27 protein-coding genes are annotated in these 16,034 nt (G+C 67.0%); 15 read left to right on the top strand and 12 right to left on the bottom strand.

Translation table 11 applies throughout. The features are described 5' to 3' along the window. The 10 genes from BLQ61_RS13300 to BLQ61_RS13255 all read right to left on the bottom strand — a co-directional run bounded on the left by BLQ61_RS13300 (position 1) and on the right by BLQ61_RS13255 (position 5,040). The gene (locus tag BLQ61_RS13300; protein WP_091571173.1) at positions 1-315 is read right to left on the bottom strand and encodes a hypothetical protein; all 315 of its coding nucleotides are present in this window, start codon (positions 313-315) and stop codon (positions 1-3) included. Next, positions 312-662 carry a hypothetical protein gene (locus tag BLQ61_RS13295; RefSeq protein ID WP_091571170.1) on the bottom strand — a complete coding sequence of 117 codons (351 nt, stop codon included), beginning with the start codon at positions 660-662 and terminating at the stop codon, positions 312-314. The genes BLQ61_RS13300 and BLQ61_RS13295 overlap by 4 nt, the downstream gene beginning before the upstream one ends. Next, on the bottom strand, positions 659-910 hold the full coding sequence (locus tag BLQ61_RS13290) for a TraR/DksA C4-type zinc finger protein (protein ID WP_091571168.1): 252 nt from the start codon (positions 908-910) through the stop codon (positions 659-661). Before BLQ61_RS13290 ends, BLQ61_RS13295 begins: the two co-directional genes overlap by 4 nt. Beyond that, positions 907-1,443 (bottom strand): hypothetical protein, encoded by a 537-nt coding sequence (locus tag BLQ61_RS13285; RefSeq protein ID WP_245704063.1) that lies wholly within the window; start codon positions 1,441-1,443, stop codon positions 907-909. Before BLQ61_RS13285 ends, BLQ61_RS13290 begins: the two co-directional genes overlap by 4 nt. Beyond that, on the bottom strand, positions 1,440-2,093 hold the full coding sequence (locus BLQ61_RS13280; protein ID WP_091571165.1) for a transglycosylase SLT domain-containing protein: 654 nt from the start codon (positions 2,091-2,093) through the stop codon (positions 1,440-1,442). The genes BLQ61_RS13285 and BLQ61_RS13280 overlap by 4 nt, the downstream gene beginning before the upstream one ends. Beyond that, entirely contained in the window at positions 2,093-2,452 is a 360-nt protein-coding gene (locus BLQ61_RS13275; RefSeq protein ID WP_091571163.1) for a putative holin, read from the bottom strand. The genes BLQ61_RS13280 and BLQ61_RS13275 overlap by 1 nt, the downstream gene beginning before the upstream one ends. A 100-nt stretch (positions 2,453-2,552) precedes the next feature. After that, on the bottom strand, positions 2,553-3,116 hold the full coding sequence (locus tag BLQ61_RS13270) for a hypothetical protein (protein WP_139182754.1): 564 nt from the start codon (positions 3,114-3,116) through the stop codon (positions 2,553-2,555). Positions 3,117-3,128: 12 nt separating this feature from the next. Further along, complete coding sequence (locus BLQ61_RS13265) at positions 3,129-4,118, bottom strand: hypothetical protein (RefSeq protein WP_091571159.1); 990 nt, start codon at positions 4,116-4,118, stop codon at positions 3,129-3,131. Between the two features lie 19 nt (positions 4,119-4,137). Further along, entirely contained in the window at positions 4,138-4,569 is a 432-nt protein-coding gene (locus BLQ61_RS13260) for a hypothetical protein (protein ID WP_139182753.1), read from the bottom strand. A gap of 90 nt (positions 4,570-4,659) precedes the next feature. Continuing rightward, on the bottom strand, positions 4,660-5,040 hold the full coding sequence (locus BLQ61_RS13255) for a helix-turn-helix domain-containing protein (protein ID WP_091571152.1): 381 nt from the start codon (positions 5,038-5,040) through the stop codon (positions 4,660-4,662). A gap of 106 nt (positions 5,041-5,146) precedes the next feature. Between BLQ61_RS13255 and BLQ61_RS13250 the strand changes: the two genes are divergently transcribed. Continuing rightward, entirely contained in the window at positions 5,147-5,392 is a 246-nt protein-coding gene (locus BLQ61_RS13250) for a DNA-binding protein (RefSeq protein WP_091571149.1), read from the top strand. Between the two features lie 66 nt (positions 5,393-5,458). On the opposite strand, the gene BLQ61_RS13245 is transcribed toward BLQ61_RS13250, so the two are convergent. Then, positions 5,459-5,752: a hypothetical protein gene (locus BLQ61_RS13245; RefSeq protein WP_091571147.1), complete on the bottom strand. Its 294-nt coding sequence runs from the start codon at positions 5,750-5,752 to the stop codon at positions 5,459-5,461. Positions 5,753-5,860: 108 nt separating this feature from the next. On the opposite strand from BLQ61_RS13245, the gene BLQ61_RS13240 reads away from it, so the two are divergent. From BLQ61_RS13240 to BLQ61_RS13185, 14 genes are all read left to right on the top strand, one after another. Continuing rightward, on the top strand, positions 5,861-6,328 hold the full coding sequence (locus BLQ61_RS13240; RefSeq protein ID WP_091571145.1) for a hypothetical protein: 468 nt from the start codon (positions 5,861-5,863) through the stop codon (positions 6,326-6,328). Positions 6,329-6,330: 2 nt separating this feature from the next. Continuing rightward, positions 6,331-6,639 (top strand): hypothetical protein, encoded by a 309-nt coding sequence (locus tag BLQ61_RS13235; RefSeq protein WP_091571143.1) that lies wholly within the window; start codon positions 6,331-6,333, stop codon positions 6,637-6,639. Positions 6,640-6,667: 28 nt separating this feature from the next. Next, on the top strand, positions 6,668-7,621 hold the full coding sequence (locus BLQ61_RS17655) for a hypothetical protein (protein ID WP_245704061.1): 954 nt from the start codon (positions 6,668-6,670) through the stop codon (positions 7,619-7,621). Between the two features lie 13 nt (positions 7,622-7,634). After that, positions 7,635-9,428 (top strand): integrase catalytic domain-containing protein, encoded by a 1,794-nt coding sequence (locus tag BLQ61_RS17730; RefSeq protein ID WP_281218504.1) that lies wholly within the window; start codon positions 7,635-7,637, stop codon positions 9,426-9,428. 13 nt (positions 9,429-9,441) lie between these two features. Next, complete coding sequence (locus tag BLQ61_RS13220) at positions 9,442-10,680, top strand: ExeA family protein (protein WP_091571358.1); 1,239 nt, start codon at positions 9,442-9,444, stop codon at positions 10,678-10,680. Positions 10,681-10,682: 2 nt separating this feature from the next. Then, positions 10,683-10,880 (top strand): hypothetical protein, encoded by a 198-nt coding sequence (locus BLQ61_RS17245; protein WP_139182752.1) that lies wholly within the window; start codon positions 10,683-10,685, stop codon positions 10,878-10,880. Next, on the top strand, positions 10,877-11,029 hold the full coding sequence (locus tag BLQ61_RS17405) for a hypothetical protein (protein WP_175488292.1): 153 nt from the start codon (positions 10,877-10,879) through the stop codon (positions 11,027-11,029). The genes BLQ61_RS17245 and BLQ61_RS17405 overlap by 4 nt, the downstream gene beginning before the upstream one ends. Then, a complete protein-coding gene (locus tag BLQ61_RS13215; protein WP_091571137.1) occupies positions 11,026-11,655 on the top strand; it encodes a hypothetical protein in 630 nt (209 codons plus the stop codon). The genes BLQ61_RS17405 and BLQ61_RS13215 overlap by 4 nt, the downstream gene beginning before the upstream one ends. Continuing rightward, positions 11,652-11,909, top strand: a complete 258-nt coding sequence (locus BLQ61_RS13210; protein ID WP_091571135.1) for a hypothetical protein — start codon at positions 11,652-11,654, stop codon at positions 11,907-11,909. Before BLQ61_RS13215 ends, BLQ61_RS13210 begins: the two co-directional genes overlap by 4 nt. 10 nt (positions 11,910-11,919) lie before the next feature. Continuing rightward, positions 11,920-12,441 carry a host-nuclease inhibitor Gam family protein gene (locus tag BLQ61_RS13205; protein WP_091571132.1) on the top strand — a complete coding sequence of 174 codons (522 nt, stop codon included), beginning with the start codon at positions 11,920-11,922 and terminating at the stop codon, positions 12,439-12,441. Positions 12,442-12,482: 41 nt separating this feature from the next. Further along, positions 12,483-12,902 carry a hypothetical protein gene (locus tag BLQ61_RS13200; RefSeq protein ID WP_245704060.1) on the top strand — a complete coding sequence of 140 codons (420 nt, stop codon included), beginning with the start codon at positions 12,483-12,485 and terminating at the stop codon, positions 12,900-12,902. Beyond that, on the top strand, positions 12,899-13,147 hold the full coding sequence (locus tag BLQ61_RS13195) for a hypothetical protein (protein WP_091571127.1): 249 nt from the start codon (positions 12,899-12,901) through the stop codon (positions 13,145-13,147). The genes BLQ61_RS13200 and BLQ61_RS13195 overlap by 4 nt, the downstream gene beginning before the upstream one ends. Positions 13,148-13,212: 65 nt before the next feature. Continuing rightward, positions 13,213-13,875 carry a gp16 family protein gene (locus BLQ61_RS13190; RefSeq protein WP_091571124.1) on the top strand — a complete coding sequence of 221 codons (663 nt, stop codon included), beginning with the start codon at positions 13,213-13,215 and terminating at the stop codon, positions 13,873-13,875. Further along, entirely contained in the window at positions 13,872-14,276 is a 405-nt protein-coding gene (locus BLQ61_RS13185; protein WP_091571121.1) for a Mor transcription activator family protein, read from the top strand. Before BLQ61_RS13190 ends, BLQ61_RS13185 begins: the two co-directional genes overlap by 4 nt. A 234-nt stretch (positions 14,277-14,510) precedes the next feature. Here the strand turns inward: BLQ61_RS13185 and aceA are convergent, their stop codons facing one another. Further along, positions 14,511-15,842, bottom strand: a complete 1,332-nt coding sequence (gene aceA / locus BLQ61_RS13180) for an isocitrate lyase (protein WP_091571356.1) — start codon at positions 15,840-15,842, stop codon at positions 14,511-14,513. Positions 15,843-16,034 lie beyond the last annotated feature (192 nt).

Here is a 16,034-nt window from a genome sequence, read left to right as displayed (position 1 = left end):
TCACCAGTAGCGCGCGGGGCGGGCAATGCCCGGCTCGCAGGCGATGGTGTACTCGGCCAGGTCCACGCCGATACGGGTGAGCTCGGCGAACCAGCGCCCGCAGGGCTGCTTGTCCAGGCGCACCAGCTCGCGCCCGTGCAGGTAGTCCATCTCGCGGCGCAGCTCCAGCGGCGTGGCGTCGGGGTACTCGGACTGGGCGACCGAGAGCACTGGGCCTTCGAACGCGCCGATGGGGCGGGCGTTGTTGAGCGTGAGGATGATGAGCCAGCGCAGGTTCTCGCGGCGGATGCGGGCGGTGTCGATGGTGGGGCTCATGGGCTGCCTCGGTCGTTGATGGCGGCAACGCGCAGCTGGGCGTTGTCGATCTTGGTGGCCAGGCCGTCGAGCTTGGCCTCGACGATGGACTGGCCGCGCACGTAGTCCTCGCGGCGCACGTAGTGCAGCGGCAGGTCGGCCTGCAGGCGCAGGAAATCGCGCTCCAGCCGGGTGATGCCCGCGGCCTCGGCCTCGCGCGCCTTTTGCAGCACGTCGAAGCGTTCGTTGATGCGGGTTTCGAACTGGGAGGCGATCAGGCGCCCGGCGGTCAAGATGATTCCGGCAAAGCCGGTCAGCAGCGTCAGCCCGAAGCCGAACAGCTGCCAGAAATCCACCTGCAGCGTCATCGCGTTCCTCTGGTTCTTTCCTGGCGTGCCTGGCAGTCCACGCACAGCTGGCAGCCGGGCAGCGCGGCGCGGCGCGCCGGGGCAATAGGCTCGCCACAGCCCAGCTCGCCACCCGAGCGCTCGCCGCAGAAGTGGGCGGAGTCGGCCACCGTGCGGCCGGCCAGGCCGGCGCGGCGGGCGTGGGCGCGCAGCGCGTCTGCCAGCAGCTCGGCCTCGCGCGCCTGGGCGCGGTCGATGTCGTCGGTCAATCGCGGCTCCTTGCGGCCACAGGCCCCGAGCTCGGCGCGCTGCCCGCGCGGCACACGCGCAGGGCAAAGTCCTGCAGGCCGGTCACCTGGTCGCGGAGTCCGTCAGCCTCTGCTGCCAGCGCTTGATACGCGCCTGCGCTTTCTCCGAAAAGCTCTCTCGCGGCGGTGGCTTCGCCAGCGCAGGCGGCAAGGCCGGCATCTCCTGCCGGGTAGGGATGGGGGCGGCTGTTGAGGCGGTCAATCTCGGCGCGCAGGCCGCGCACAGTGGCGGCAGCAGCAGCATCGCGAGCGTGGCGCGCAGCCTGGGCTTGGGCGTCTTCATGGGCGAGCCTTTCGGCGTTACGGAACTTGGTGGCGTTGTCGCGCGCGGTGGCAGCATTGCGCTGGGCCTCTTGCGCATCCCAGGCGGCCTGCACGCGGGCGGCGCCGCGCGCGTCGCCCTGGGCGATCAGATAGGTCTTCAGCCAATGGGCGCCTGCGATGGCGCTGGCCACCAGCATGGCCAGGGCGATGGCACGGGTGCTGACGGTCACAGGCCGGGCCCCCACGCCGCGTAGCGCGGCTGCAGCACCACCAGGATGCGCTGGGGGTAGCCCAGGTTTTCCGCGCAGTGCACCGGGGCTCGCCTGGCCCTGCCGCACGCGGCATCGACCTGGGCGGGCGTGGGCTGCGCGGCCCCGGTAGCCGCCGCCTCCGCCTGCCAGTGGCCCAGGCCGCCGTTGTAGGCGCGCAGGGCGACGTGCATGCGCTCGCGCGGCGTGTAGCGCGCGGGGGCGCGGTCATACAGCCAGCGGTCGTAGGTGACCAGGGCGCTCAGCGCCCAGGCGGGGTTGAAGGGCTGCTGCGCGGCAAGATGCGGGTGCAGGCCGGCGATCCAGCGCGTGGTGGCGGGCATGAACTGCGCCATGCCCTGCGCGCCCACGCGGCTCACCGCATCGGCGCGCCAGGCGCTTTCCTGGTGCACCTGGGCGGCGAACACGGCCACCGGCGCGTCCAGGCCCCAATAGGCATGCGCCGTGCGGATCAAAAGCCTGCGGTAGCGCGCCGCCTCTTGAGGTGCCTGCGCGCCCGCGGACGCCAGGCCCGTGGTTTGCGCGTGGGCCGCCGGGGCCAGGCAGGCCGCCAGCGCGCACAGCGCCACCAGCAGCGCGGCCAGCGCCAAGTCCTTGAGGGCTTGCCGCATCACAGGCCCGAGGCAACGCCCAGCACCACGCAGCCCACCACCAGGGCGCGGCGCAGCATGGCGGCGGTGAAGGCGCGCAGGTGGCTCGCGACGACGGGGTAGTCGACCTCGCCCACGGGCTCGTCGGTGCCGTAGCGCCAGTCGCGCACCAGGTAGCCGTCAGGGCGGGCGTAGGGGAACAGGGCGCGGTCGAGCCAGTAGCCCAGCACGGCGGCCAAGGCGACGAGGGAGGCCTTGTAGAGCACCACCGGCAACTGCGGGGGCGCGATGATGGCGATGGCCACCAGCAAGCTGGCGGCCAGGAGCAGCCAGGTGGTGGTGCGCGGCACGCGCAGCCACGCGGGGATGAAGTCTCTCACGGGCGGTCCTTGGCGGATGAAGGCGATGGGGGAAAGCCATCAGTCTTGCCGCGAGGACGCGCTGTGTATTGGGAACCAGGACCCTGTTTTCGCTAGGACTTCAGTCGGGCGTGAGCATGCGCTCGCCCAGATAGAACAGTCCCCAAAAGGTCACAAACGTCATCTGGAAGAGTGCAAAGGAAAATACCCCCAGGCCCAGCCAATGCAAGTAGGTCACGGCCGCTGGCCAAGACTGCTTGAGCGCGGGAGCCAAGACCACGACCGCGATGGCACCAATGCTGAAGAGGAAACTCAATGCCGTGAGGTAGGCAAACATCGACGTCAGAAAGCGCCGCCGTGTCGCCGGCACACTTTGCATCCCCGTGTTGTACTTGATGTACATGGTGGGAGCTGGGCTGGGCATTTCCCGGTCGAGGTGGGGACTGTTGAAGGATGACACCGCCGCCAGAGCGGCGATATAGAAGCCTGCCAAGGTCTGGATAAAGCCCAGGAAGCGGTCAAGCAACCCATCCTTTCCAAACACGTTCACGCTGCTGCCCAGCCAGCCGATCGCCAATAGCGCCATGAGCGCCGCCAGCAGCGGAAGCAGCCAATTCACCCATAACGGCACTCGTGAAGGATGCCGGATAGTGAGGAATGAAAAGGGCCTGACAAGATCCAGCATGGTGGTTGCAGCTTATGAGGGCACCGACTGGAGTAACGGCTTCATCCCGGCCAGGATGATGGGGCTGAGCGTTTCCTGCTGAGCCTCCACTTCAGTGTCCAACTCGATGTGGTCTTTGAGAGTGAATGCCGCGTCCAGGTCGTTGATGTTCAGCGTGGCGCTGGTCTTCTTGCCAGCCACTGTTTTGTAGTGGATGCGCAGCTTGTCAAAGCCAGCCCCTTCCCGGCTTTGTACGAAGGAGCGTACCGCATTGATGATGCGCGCGCCAGTGACTGCCTTAGGCACGGTGGCCTGGACACTGACGCTGCGTTCGGTGATCTGCAAATTGCCTCCGGTGTCGAACTGGGTGCGCTGGCGTGCAATCAAATCCATTGCCTCGAATTCGCCAGATTGCAGGGCATTTGCCAGCGTCTGCCCTTGGTGGGCATAAGCGGTAAAACCGTAGGTCACCTCGTATTGCTCTGGCTTGCCGTTTGCGTCCTTGGCCCCGGAGGGAACGTCGAAGTGAAACAGCGCCCTGTTGCGACGGTGTTTGGCAGCTTCCCGGGACAATGCCCTCAGCAAAGTTACGACGTCTTTCGCGCAGACGCCTGCTTGCATGGTGAGCAGCATCGCTGCGGTTCTGCCATCCGCGTTGGGGCGAACCAAAACATGGGCCGAAATCTCGATGCCTTCCGCCTTGGTTTTGCCCGCCTTGCGCAGCCTCGCTGTGGCCAGGTCACGCAGGGCAACATCAGACAGCGCAGCATTGGCTTTGCTGATCAGCAGCTCGTAGCAACTATTGGCCTGGTCGTAATTCCAGTCTGCGAGAACCGTGTGCAGATGGGGTGACCGGCGGATGGTCTGCGGCAGCTTGCTGCGGGTTGCCAGTTGGGCGAAACACTTGAGCAGGTCTTGCAGCGCGGCGCAGGAGGGGTGTTGGATGGAAGCTCTGCCCTTGGCATAGGAGCGCAGATGAATCTCGTAGAAATGCACGGTGCGTTTGCGAAGTGGCAAAGACATTTTTTTCCTTTGTTCGCTTTCAAATGCCCGTAAACGTCGGCGGGTGCGATGCGTCCACGCAGTACCGGTTCCAGTACACGCTTTCATAGACCGTGGCTGGCATGCCCGCTTTCCTGGAATCGGGGGTTGCGCGTCGGTCTGCCGGTTCCACCTCTGCGGTGACGGTGTCCTGGGTGTTGAACTTGCTGTCGAAGGACTGCAGCACGACGAAGCGATCGCCTCCGGTGTACGTGCCGAAGCTGTTCTTGCCGTCGACCACGCCGCAGACGGCGATGCGGCGTGTATTGGGCAAAGTGGATGGCGCGTCTACCGTGTAGACATCGCGGAACTTGGCCGAATCGGGGTCCTTCATGCGGGCCGCGATGACCTTCTGAGCGCTCCAGCGCGCTTGGTCTTCATCGGAGCCACACCCGACCAGCCCGCCCAGCAGTCCGGCCGACAGCAAGAGCACGAAGTGCCCTGCCGTGCTGCGTGTTGATGCCTCTACAGGCCTATCCATGGTCTCCTCCCAACGCCGTAGCGCTACTGATGAATTTCTGCGTCATTGGCCGCCACGCGCGGTCTTCTTGCGGCCTGCGGCCGCTGATTGCGCCTCGAGATCGGCCGCGCGCTCGATGTGGCGCCTGCCTTCCTCGTCCGTGGCCTCGTAGTTCTGCACCAGCGCGCGCACCCGGGGCGGCAGCGCTGACGGTGGGGCTGCTGCTTGGCTGCGCTGGCCGGTGAGGATGTAGTTCACATCCGCACCACACACGGTCATCAGTGCTAGCAGCGATTGCCCGTCTGGCAAGCGCTCGCCGGCCTCCCACCGTTCGACCGTTTTCCGGTTCACACCAAGACGCTCGGCAAACGCGCTCTGCGTTGTCTCGCCCCTCAGTGCGCGGATACGCCTGCCAGCAGCTGCAAATTCTTTTTCTTCAGACACAAAAGTACCTTGCTTATGGTCTCTTTAAGTACCATAATCACATCCCACAAGTTCACACAACCCAGCACTAGCGCCTACTAGTGCCCACACAACAGGACGCACCGCCATGCCCCTCAAGACCCGCAAGCAGGTCCGCAGCGAGTTCGCCAGCCGTGGCTGGTCGTACTCGGGCTGGGCCAGGCAGCACGGCTATTCGGCCGCGCTGGTCATCGACATCGTCAACGACGACGACCGCAACCCCAAGCGCAAGTGCGTGCGCGGCGAGAGCCACAACATCGCCGTGGAGCTGGGGCTCAAGGCCGGCCAGATATCCCGCGGCCAGGCGCCCCGCTTTCAGTTCGCGGCGGCATGAGCGGCATGTCCAGCAACGATCTTACTGGCGCTGACAGCGGCGCACGTGCCTTGCGCCGCGAGCCGTTCACCGGCTCCCTGAGCCTGGCTCCCCTGGGCGGTACAGCTCCTGCACAGCGCGCAGTTCTTCCCAGCCCGGCGCCGCTTCATCAATCGACTGTGCAATCCGGCGCAGGCCCCGCGCACTCAGCGGGCGGACAGGCTCCTCTTTGTCCAGCCTGTCGGCCAGCAGTCGCATCTCCGACGCCAACGCGGAGGCCTCAATGATGCGTGTGCGGTGCAGTTGCCCCACCAGCACGCCGAAGGCGCGGTACAGCGCATCGTCGCTGTCGCTGAGTCGGATGAAGTCGTCGTCGTCCATGTCGGGTCTCCCATGTGGTGCTGGGGCCGCACTCTATGGCCCGCAGGCCCTTGCGGCGCGGGCCAATCCAGCCATTTGTTTGGATGCCCAGCGCGCGGGGTGCCGCCAATGACGCGCCGCAATTGGAAGGCCGTGCAGCCCACCAGCCTGCGCCACGCGCTGGAGCTGTGCAAGGACCACGCCCGCGAGCGGCTGAACAAGAGCGTGGAGCGCATCGCCGACGACATGGGGCTGGCGGACCACTGGGTGCTCTACAAGTACCTGCAAAAGGGCAGCATGCCGGCGAACCTGATCCGGCCCTACGAGCTGGCGTGCGGCATCGACTTCGTGACGCGCTGGCTGGCGGGCAGCGGCGGGCGGCTGCTGGTGGAGGTGGCCACCGGCCGCAAGCTCAACCACGCGGACATCGTGCAGCTGCACGAGCACTTCGCGGTGGCGATCAAGCTGCTGAGCGACTTCTACGCCAGGCCCCAGGACCCCACGGCCGCCCTGGCCGCGCTCACCACCCACATGGAGCACGTGGCCTGGCACCGCCAGAACGTGGCCCAGCACATCCACCCCCAACTGGAGCTTTGACCATGAGCAACCCCCAACACCATCAGCCCGCCCGCCGCGCGCTGCGCCTGCTGTGGGCGCTGCAGGGCCATGCGTTCGATGGCCTGCGGCTGAAGCAGGTGGCCCAGGCGCTGCAAGTGGCGCCGCCCATGGCGCTGCGCGACCTGGAGCTGCTGGCCGATGAGGGCGTGGCCGAGCGCATCCCCGGCAACGAGGAGTGCTGGCGGCTGACGCCGAAGCTGATCCAGCTGGCCCGCGCCCACGACGACGAGCTGCGCCGCGTGCGCCAGCGCATTGACGACATCGACCAGCGCTACACGCGCGCCCTTTGATCACCACAACCCGAAGAGGAAACACGACATGGCAGGACGCAAGGCAATGGCACCCGCGGCGCAGGCAGGCCCGGACTTCGTGGGCGCGACGCCGCCCGAGATGGCGCAGCAGGAGGCCGGCGCGCGCGGCGCCCTGGCGCTAGTGGAGGCCAAGGCCACCGCCATGGCGCAGGAGCTGGGCTATGAGGGCGCGCTGACCGTGGGCACCCTGGAGGACGAAATCCGCTTCTATCAGCGGCGCACGGTGGAGGCCATCCTGGAGACGGGCAAACGTCTGCTGCTGCTCAAGGAAGTGTCTCCGCATGGCGAATTTCAGCAGCGTGTCGAGCTGCTGGGCTTTAGCGGCCCGACCGCCAGGCGTTTCATGCAAGCAGCCGCCAAGACGTCCAAATCGCTCAAATTGAGCGTTTTGAGCACCCAGGTCAAGAACGCAAGCGCCTTCCTGGAGTTGGTCACCCACGACGATGACGTGCTGGAGAACCTGCAGGAGATGGACGACATCGACCGCCTGAGCGCCAGCCAGCTGCGCGAGCGGCTGCGCCAGGCGGAGCAGGATGTGAAGTTCGCCAATGACAAGCGCGGCCGCGCCGAGGAGCGCGCGGACAGGGCCGAGCGGCAGCTGGAGGGCCATCGCCCGGTGGTGGCGCCGCTGGACGAGCGCATCACGCCGTTCCAAGCGGAGATCACCGAGCGGCAGTCGCTGATCGAGAAGGGCATCGCCGCCCACCACGAGGCGGCCGTGGCGCTGGAGCGCTGGTGGACGGAGGAGGTGACGCAGGCCGACGGCTACGACCCTGAGGCGCCCGTGCCGCTGCCGCGCAGCGTGGCCCTGGTGGCGCTGCATCTGCAGGACGGCATCAACCGCCTGGCCGAGATGGTGGGCGCGGCGCAGCATGCCTTCGAGGAGCGCTTCGGCGATGAGCTGCTGGAGGCGCGCCAGTACCTGATGCAGACCCCCGAGGCAGCCGATGCAGCCGCATGAGGTGGAGGGCGATATGGCCGCACTCTCCCCTGAAGCATGCGAGTACGTGCGCCAGCTGGCGCGGCGCCTGGAGGGTGCCGAGCATGGCACGGGCACGCAGATGGTGCGCGAGGCGGGCCAGTTCCTGGGCCTGTCGGTGCAGACGGTGTACCGGCACCTGAAGGGCGTGGCCGGCTGGTCTTCGGGCCGCAAGGCGCGCAGCGACAAGGGCACGACCAGCGTGTCGGCCCAGGCGCTGGTGACGCTGGGCGCGGCGCAGCGCGAGGCGGTGCGGGCCAATGGCAAGCAGACGCTGTTCACGACGACGGCGCGCGGCATTCTGGAGCAAAACGGGCACGGTTTCGGGGTGAGCAACGGGCAGCTGAACCGGCTGCTGCGCGACCGCAAGCTGAACGTGGCCGCCCAGCGTGTGGCGGACCCCGTGCAGGCGCTGCGGGCGCCGCACCCGAACCACACGCACGAGGTCGACCCGTCGCTGTGCCTGGTGTATTACCTGCGCGGGCGCCAGTACATCATCCGCGACGACGAGTTCTACAAGAACAAGCTGGACGGCCTAGCGAAGGTGAAGTTCAAGTGCTACCGCTACGTGGCCTATGACCGGGCGAGCGCCTGCGTGGTGCCCTGGTACACGGAGGCGGCGGGCGAGGACCAGCACAACCTGTTCCGGTTCCTGATGTTCGCCTGGGGCCTGCAGGGAGGCCGGCCGCTGCACGGCGTGCCGCGCCACCTGCTGTGGGACAAGGGCAGCGCCAACACGTCGGCGGCGGTGCGCTCGCTGCTGGATGCGCTGGGCGTGCGCCACCTTACCCACGAGGCGGGCAATGCCCGCGTGAAGGGGGGCGCGGAGAACGGCAACAACCTCGTGGAGACGCAGTTCGAGAGCCGGCTGCGCTTTGAGCCGGTGGAGGACGTAGGGCAGCTGAACGCGGCGGCCTTTGCCTGGGCCAATGCGTACAACGCCAACCTGATCCCTGGCCAGGACACGCGCCTGCGCCGGCCTGGCCTGGCGGCGCCCGTGGCGCGCTACGACCTGTGGCAGCGCATCACGGCCGAGCAGTTGCGCGTGCTGCCGCCGCTGGAGGTGTGCCAGGCGTTCATGCGCAGCAAGGAAGAAGAGCGCCAGGTCAAGCCGGACCTGTCGATCACGTTCCGCCACCCGGCGGCGCAGCGCACGCTGGCCTACAGCCTGCGCGGCTTCGATGGCATCAACGTGGGCGACACGGTGCTGGTGCGCGGGCTGGTCTATGGCGAGTGCGCGGTGCAGGTGCAGGTGGCGCGCTACGACGGCGAAGCGCTGGTGTACCGGGTGGAGCCGAACGTGGAGTTCGACGCCTTCGGGCAGCGCGCCGATGCGGCCGAGATCGGCGCCGAGTTCAAGCGCGCGGCCAAGACGCAGGCGGAGCATGCCGCGTCGGCCATGGACGAGACGGCGTACCCGGGCCTGACGCAGGACGAGGTGAAGGCGGCGCGCGCCAAGCGCGCGGCGCCCTTCGAGGGGAAGCTGAACGCCCATGGCTACCTGCGGGATGTGGAGCTGCCGGCCTATCTGCCGCGCCAGGGAACGGGCATCGACACGCCCGCGCATGCCGCGCCGGCCGGGCCGGAGCTGATCGACGCGGTGACGGCGATGCTGCGCATCGTGGGCGCGATCGGCCGCCATCTGTCGCCGCAGGAAAACGCCTTCTTCATGAAGCGCTACCAAACGGGCGTGCCCGAGGACCAGGTGGCTGCGCTGGTCGCGCAGTACCAGGCGCTGGACATGGCCGACGAACCCCTGCGGGCCGCTGGCGGCCTGCGCGCGGTGTGAGGTGCTGGCGATGATGAATTTGCCGCAAGACCTGGCCGTCGTGGGCAGCAACCAGTCGCAGCTGGCGCGCCACATCGGGATTTCGCGCGCGGCGGTGACGCAGATCGTGAAGTACCGCATCTGGCCCAGCACGCGCGGGCTGCACGAGGCGCTGCTGCGCAGCAGCATCTCGGCCTATCTGATAGCCAAGGGCCTGCCCGCCGAGCGGCTGGCGCGGACCTTTGACGAAGCACCTGCAGCCGCGCGCGCCAACGCGCAGCTGCAGGCGATGGCGCAAGCCAACAACTCCGGCCCCCAGCCCGGCCCTAACCAAGAAGAGGACCCTTTCATGCTACTACGGCACCATTCCCTTACGCCTGCCGCCCGGCAGCACTTCAAGGTGCTGCGCGATCCGTTCGTGAACGAGTTGAACGAGGATGCGGACGTGTACATCACCGAGGACATCCGCTACGTGCGCGCGGCGATGCGCCACACGGCCAAGCATGGCGGCATGCTGGCGGTGGTGGCCGAGTCGGGCGGCGGCAAGTCCACGCTGCGCCAGGACCTGATCGACTGGATCAACACCACCGGCGAGCCGATTACGGTGATCGAGCCCTATGTGATCGGCATGGAGGACAGCGAGCGCAAGGGCAAGGCGCTGAAGGCGACGGACATCACGGGCGCGGTGATCCGCGCGGTCTCGCCCGGCACGCCGCTCAAGCAGGTGCTGCAGGACCGCGCGGCGCAGATGCACAACATCCTGCGCGGCAGCGCGCAGGTGGGGCGCCGGCATGTGCTGGTGATCGAGGAGGCGCACGCGCTGGCGGTGCCCACGCTCAAGCACCTCAAGCGCTTCTATGAGCTGCAGGATGGCTTCAAGAAGCTGCTGGCCATCATCCTGGTGGGCCAGACGGAACTGGAGAAGAAGCTCAGCGAGCACAACCCCGAGGTGCGCGAGGTGGTGCAGCGCTGCGAGATGGTGAAGCTGCCGCCGCTGGACAACCATGTGGAGGGTTACCTGCGCCACAAGCTGGAGCGTGTGGGCCTGAGGCTGGAGGCGGTGTTCGCGCCCGATGCGGTGGAGGCGATCCGCGCCACGCTGCGCCAGTCGGTGACGGAGACGGTGCGCGGCCAGCGTACGGCGCGCGAGCAGTCGCTGTGCTACCCGCTGGCGATCAACAACCTGGTGACGCGGGCCATGAACGAGGCGGTCAAGATCGGCGCGCCGCAGGTGAATGCGGCGCTGATCCAGGCCGCGGTGCGCGGGGGCTGATCGTGCACAGCTACCACGTCACCATTCACATGCCGGACGGCTCGCACGGGGTGCATTGCGCCCTGTATCCGCACGGCGGCGCCGCCGCGGAGCGCGCCATCGTGCTGTTCCCCGATGCGGCCCGCATCGAGGTGATGCGCTTGGCCACCGTGCTCTTGCACGGCCCGCGCCAGCCGCGCCCGTGCCGGGAGGCAGCATGAAGGGCCGGCCGCGCCACTACTTCGCCCCGGGCACGCTGGTGCGCTGCCCGGCACGGGTCAGGGGCCGCACGGTGCGCGCCGTGGCCGCCTGGCTAGGCGCCGCCGCGCTGGCCGCTGTGGCCGCGCTGGCCTGGAGGCCGCTGCCATGACGGACTGGTTGGATACCTGCCCGGTGTGCGGCGCCCAGGAGAGCCTGGACGTGAAGCTGGCCCGGATGATCGACGACCCGCAGGTGCGGGGCCTGGTGGCGGACGTGCTGCGCCTGTCGCTGCCGCTGGGCGAGCGGCTGCAGCGCTATCTGCGCCTGCACAAGCCGCCGAAGCAGCGCCTGCGCATTGGCCGGGTGCGTGAGTTGGTGGTCGAGCTGGTGGCGGACATGACGGGCGGCACGGTGGAGCGCCATGGCCGGGCCTGGGCGGTTACGCCGCAGGACTGGGAGACGGCGTTCGACGCTGTTTTTCTGGCTGTGAGGAAGGGCACGCTGCAGCCGCCCCTGCAGGGCAATGGCTACCTGTACCAGGTGCTCACCCGCATGGCAGATGAGGCGGAAGCCGCGCAGGAGCAGCAGCGCGAGCAGGAGCGGCGCGCGGCCCACCGGGCCCACGCCAGCGACGCGCCCACCAGGGCCGGCGCGCTGCTGGCCGGCGCGGGCAGCGCGCTGCCCGGCGCCGCGCCGCGGCCCACGACCGCAGCCGCGGCGCCCCTGCCGGGCACGTCACCGACCGTGCGCGCCATGCGCGCGGCTATCCAGGCCAAGAAAGGCGAGCAGCCATGAACCGTCCCACCCAGCAAGAGCAGCAGGCCGAGGAGCTGCAGCTGCTCGTAGAGCTGCTGGCCACCCTGCGGGCTAAGCGCCGGCGCACTGCCGCCGTCCTGTCGGTGCTGCGCACGCTGTACCACGGCACTGCGATGCAGTTGCCGCCCGATGGCATCAGTGCCGCGTCGTTCGTGGCTGCCCAGCTCGCGGGCGACCTGGCCAGTGCCGCCGCCCAGTCCGATCACCCCGGCGCCAGCGCCGCCGTTCACTGAAAGACCCACCATGGCAACCCGTTTGAAGAGCAAGACCCTGGCGGCAGTGCCGCAGAGCAAGAACGACTGCGCCGAATCCATCCGCCTGCTGGGCGAGTTGCAGCGGCAGTTCGAGCGTGAGCGCGCGGCGATGAATGACGCGATCGGCGCGATCACCCAGCGGTACCAGCCGGTGCTGTCCGCGCTGCAGCAGCGCATCGACGCGCTGCAGGGCGGCGTGCAGGCCTGGTGCGAGGCACACCGCACCGAGCTGTGCGGCGCTGGTGACCGGCTGGGCAAAACGGCCCATCTGGTCACCGGCGAGGTGAGTTGGCGCCTACGGCCGCCCAGCGTGTCGATCCGCGGCACGGATGCGGTGCTGGACACGCTGCTGCGCATGGGCTTGGGGCGCTTCGTGCGCGTGAAAAACGAGCCCAACAAGGAGGCCATGCTGAACGAGCCGGATGCAGTGCGCGGCATCGCCGGCATCAACATCGTCACCGGCGTGGAGGACTTCGTCGTGACGCCGTTCGAGGTCGAGGTGACGCAATGATTAGCACTGGCGCTTCCGTGAAATGCACGCGCTGCCGCCACATGCATACCGAGGCCGATCGCATCTCCCGTCCTCGGCCGCGCCGCTCCACTGGTGACATCCAGTGGAGCGACCTGGTATGCCCGCGCTGCGGCTGCAAGAACTACTACGACTGCACGCCCCAGGTGGCATGGTGCTGGGCTTCCGGCCTCATCGAGATCGGCGACTCCTTGCCGCCGAACGAACCGGGCGGTAGCGGCGCAATCGAGATTGCGGCTGGCCCGAAGTACGCCCTGAAGGGTCAGTTATCGGCGCTCGCCCGGCATGGCAAAGGCGCCAGCGCGGGAATGCTGCTGGTACCCGGTGTGCCCGAGGCAGAGGGCCAGCGCGCCAAAGGTGATGCGCTGGCCCTGTGGCTGGCCTGGTGCAGTAGGCCCAAGAGCCGTGACGGCGTATCTTTCGCCAAGAGGAAGGCTGCATGAACCGCCCGCTGAACGCCTTTGAAAGCGTACGTCCGCGCGCCGCTGCAGATGCAGCCCCGGTGCGGCGCGTGCGCAGCTTGGCGCAGGCCGCGCGCGCCGCTGGCGAGCCCGTAGTGCTGGATCGCCTGGGCCGTCCCATGTCCACCTTGGCGCCCCGGCGTTTTAGCGGCGGGCTGGTGCTGGGCAGTGCCGCGACCCAGGCCGACAACGACCGCCGCCGTGCCATCGTGCGCGGGGGCATCTAACCCAGCCGCCTTTCTGCAGCCCCTCGCACTGCTGGGGGTTGCGGTGAGCCACCTGGACCATTGTCATGACCGTTGCCAAAGCACCCACGAATCCTCGCCGCGCCGCGCTGATCAAGTTGATCCAGGTGGCGCGGCGCGACCTGGGCCGCCAGTGCGGCCTGGACGAACTGGCGTACCGCGACATCCTGCGTACCATTGGAAAGTCCGAATCGCTCGCCGCGATGAGCGTTCCAAACATGGAGCTGGTGTTGGCACATATGAAGGCCAAGGGCTTCGTGGTCCGTCCAAAGGCCGGAGATCGGCCGCAGGCCCTCAATCCGGATGCCAGCAAGGTGCGGGCGCTGTGGCTCTTTCTGCATGCACTGGGCGAGGTGCGCGATCCCTCCGAGAAAGCCCTGGCCGCCTACGTCAAGCGCATCGCCAAGGTGGACGATCTGCGTTGGGCGCGCGGCCGTGTCGTCGAAACGCTGATCGAGACGCTCAAGAAGTGGGCGATGCGCCGCCTGCCGGAGGCTGTAGCGGCGCTGCGCGCCGAAGTGCTTATGGCCCATCGTGCCGTCCCTTTGAATTCTGACCAGGCAGAACTGGCGATGCAGGCACAGCGGTGCCTGAACCGGGGTCAAGGCTTTGATATGCACTGGCAGGCCTGGGAATACCTTTCAAAAGCGCTGGATCGCCCTATATCGACTGAAATGGATGCTTTGAAGGTCGAGGAGGGCCTGCAGTGAGCAGTGACGTCAGCCGCGCTTTGCTCAGGCGCCATGAGCTGTATTCGGAACTCATGGATGTGATGGCGCGGCAGCTTGCAGAAGTCGGTATGGCTTCGGAAGCCGCGCAGCTCGTTGCTGCTTCCATGGTGGATTTCCTCAGCGGCTACTGTGCAGGCCAGGTCATCTCCTTTCCGAAAGATGAGCGCTACCAACTCACGCGCAAGGAGCTGGAGGCCTGGGATATGTACACCGGGGACAACGTGGACCAGATCGCACGGCACTTCAAGATGACCCCCCGCGGCATGCGCAAGCTATTGCGCAGGATCAGCGACCGCATCAAGACCCAACGCTTGGCAATTGCTGCTCCAGGTCAGCTGGACATGCTGGGCCAGACGAGACCAGAACTGGAAAGCCGCTGACGGGCGCTTGTCGCGTTACATGGGTTGCAACGCCGTTGCATCAGCCCATCCCGCCAGATTCCACCTCTACCCGCAAAATCCCAATTTTTCGCGCCGCGTGGGTGTTGGTTTTCTTAACTCCCTTCAAACCGCGCCGGAAAATGGGCAAAAAAAGCCACCCGTTCGGGTGGCTCTTGCGTTTCATGCAGCCCGCCGCGCCCTTGTGAGGCGCTGCGGGTCAGGAAAACCGGCAGCTCAGTGGAACTGCTCTTCCTCGGTCGATCCGGCCAGCGCCTTGACCGAGGACGACCCACCCTGGATCACGGTGGTCACGTCGTCGAAGTAGCCCGCACCCACTTCCTGCTGGTGCGACACGAAGGTGTAGCCCTTGTCGCGTGCGGCGAATTCCGGCTCCTGCACCATCTCTACATAGTGCTTCATGCCCTCGCCGCGGGCGTAGGCGTGCGCGAACTGGAAGGTGTTGAACCAGTTGATGTGGATGCCGGCCAGCGTGATGAACTGGTACTTGTAGCCGAGCGCCGAGAGCTCTTCCTGGAACGACGCGATCTGGCTGTCGTTCAGGTTCTTCTTCCAGTTGAAGGACGGCGAGCAGTTGTACGACAGCAGCTTGCCAGGCGAGGCGGCATGCACGGCCTGCGCGAACTCGCGGGCGAAGCCGATGTCCGGCACGCCGGTCTCGCACCACACCAGATCGGCGTAGGGCGCATAGGCCACGCCGCGGCTGATGGCCTGCTCCAGGCCGTTCTTCACGCGGAAGAAGCCTTCCTGCGTGCGCTCGCCGGTCAGGAACGGCTGGTCGTTGGCGTCATGGTCGCTGGTGATCAGGTTGGCGGCCTCGGCGTCGGTGCGCGCCAGCACGATGGTCGGCACGCCCATCACGTCGGCAGCGAAGCGCGCGGCGATCAGCTTCTCGCAGGCTTCCTGCGTCGGCACCAGCACCTTGCCGCCCATGTGGCCGCACTTCTTCACGGCTGCCAGTTGGTCCTCGAAGTGCACGCCGGCGGCACCTGCAGCGATCATGTTCTTCATCAGCTCGAAGGCGTTCAGCACGCCGCCGAAGCCGGCTTCCGCATCGGCCACGATGGGCAGGAAGTAGTCGATGAAGCCCTCATCGCCAGGGTTCAGGCCGCGGCCCCACTGGATCTCGTCGGCGCGCTTGAAGGTGTTGTTGATGCGGCGCACCATGGTCGGCACCGAGTCGTAGGCGTACAGCGACTGGTCGGGGTACATGGTCTCGCTGGTGTTGCCGTCGGCGGCCACCTGCCAGCCCGACAGGTACACCGCCTCCAGGCCGGCCTTGGCCTGCTGCATGGCCTGGCCAGCGCTGATGGCGCCGAAGGCGTTCACGTAGCCCTTCTTGGCGCCGCCATTGATCTTGTCCCAAAGCTTTTCCGCGCCGCGCTTGGCCAGCGTGTGCTCGGGCTGCAGGCTGCCGCGCAGACGCACCACGTCGGCGGCGCTGTAGCCACGCTTGACGCCCTTCCAGCGGGGGTTCTGCGCCCAGTCCTTTTCCAGGGCGGCGATCTGTTGCTCACGGCTGAGCTGGGCGTTCAGGGATTGGGGCATGGTGATCTCCAGATGAGGGTTGGTTATCAGGGGCGGCATGACTTTGCCGTTGGACGTACTTTAAGTCTTGTATAAGACTGAAGCAACGTCTTGTGTCTTATACAAGACAAAAAATTATTTCTTAAAAATCAATTACTTGAGAACAAATTTTCTGCATATGAGAAAAAATTTCTTGTAATGAGAAAAATTGTG

It is taken from the genome of Oryzisolibacter propanilivorax, assembly GCF_900103645.1.
Lineage (GTDB): Bacteria > Pseudomonadota > Gammaproteobacteria > Burkholderiales > Burkholderiaceae_C > Melaminivora > Melaminivora propanilivorax.
The sequence above is the reverse complement of the archived record's forward strand: the minus strand, read 5'-3'. Positions and strand labels throughout refer to the sequence as shown.

Excerpts from the sequence above, each read along its gene's own strand:
- BLQ61_RS13300 (WP_091571173.1), bottom strand. The coding sequence starts at position 315 with ATGAGCCCCACCATCGACACCGCCCGCATCCGCCGCGAGAACCTGCGC.
- BLQ61_RS13295 (WP_091571170.1), bottom strand. The coding sequence starts at position 662 with ATGACGCTGCAGGTGGATTTCTGGCAGCTGTTCGGCTTCGGGCTGACG.
- BLQ61_RS13280 (WP_091571165.1), bottom strand. The coding sequence starts at position 2,093 with ATGCGGCAAGCCCTCAAGGACTTGGCGCTGGCCGCGCTGCTGGTGGCG.
- BLQ61_RS13270 (WP_139182754.1), bottom strand. The coding sequence starts at position 3,116 with ATGCTGGATCTTGTCAGGCCCTTTTCATTCCTCACTATCCGGCATCCT.
- BLQ61_RS13265 (WP_091571159.1), bottom strand. The coding sequence starts at position 4,118 with ATGTCTTTGCCACTTCGCAAACGCACCGTGCATTTCTACGAGATTCAT.
- BLQ61_RS13250 (WP_091571149.1), top strand. The coding sequence starts at position 5,147 with ATGCCCCTCAAGACCCGCAAGCAGGTCCGCAGCGAGTTCGCCAGCCGT.
- BLQ61_RS13245 (WP_091571147.1), bottom strand. The coding sequence starts at position 5,752 with ATGGACGACGACGACTTCATCCGACTCAGCGACAGCGACGATGCGCTG.
- BLQ61_RS13240 (WP_091571145.1), top strand. The coding sequence starts at position 5,861 with ATGACGCGCCGCAATTGGAAGGCCGTGCAGCCCACCAGCCTGCGCCAC.
- BLQ61_RS13235 (WP_091571143.1), top strand. The coding sequence starts at position 6,331 with ATGAGCAACCCCCAACACCATCAGCCCGCCCGCCGCGCGCTGCGCCTG.
- BLQ61_RS17655 (WP_245704061.1), top strand. The coding sequence starts at position 6,668 with ATGGCAGGACGCAAGGCAATGGCACCCGCGGCGCAGGCAGGCCCGGAC.
- BLQ61_RS17730 (WP_281218504.1), top strand. The coding sequence starts at position 7,635 with ATGGCCGCACTCTCCCCTGAAGCATGCGAGTACGTGCGCCAGCTGGCG.
- BLQ61_RS13220 (WP_091571358.1), top strand. The coding sequence starts at position 9,442 with ATGAATTTGCCGCAAGACCTGGCCGTCGTGGGCAGCAACCAGTCGCAG.
- BLQ61_RS17405 (WP_175488292.1), top strand. The coding sequence starts at position 10,877 with ATGAAGGGCCGGCCGCGCCACTACTTCGCCCCGGGCACGCTGGTGCGC.
- BLQ61_RS13215 (WP_091571137.1), top strand. The coding sequence starts at position 11,026 with ATGACGGACTGGTTGGATACCTGCCCGGTGTGCGGCGCCCAGGAGAGC.
- BLQ61_RS13210 (WP_091571135.1), top strand. The coding sequence starts at position 11,652 with ATGAACCGTCCCACCCAGCAAGAGCAGCAGGCCGAGGAGCTGCAGCTG.
- BLQ61_RS13205 (WP_091571132.1), top strand. The coding sequence starts at position 11,920 with ATGGCAACCCGTTTGAAGAGCAAGACCCTGGCGGCAGTGCCGCAGAGC.
- BLQ61_RS13200 (WP_245704060.1), top strand. The coding sequence starts at position 12,483 with ATGCATACCGAGGCCGATCGCATCTCCCGTCCTCGGCCGCGCCGCTCC.
- BLQ61_RS13195 (WP_091571127.1), top strand. The coding sequence starts at position 12,899 with ATGAACCGCCCGCTGAACGCCTTTGAAAGCGTACGTCCGCGCGCCGCT.
- BLQ61_RS13190 (WP_091571124.1), top strand. The coding sequence starts at position 13,213 with ATGACCGTTGCCAAAGCACCCACGAATCCTCGCCGCGCCGCGCTGATC.
- aceA (WP_091571356.1), bottom strand. The coding sequence starts at position 15,842 with ATGCCCCAATCCCTGAACGCCCAGCTCAGCCGTGAGCAACAGATCGCC.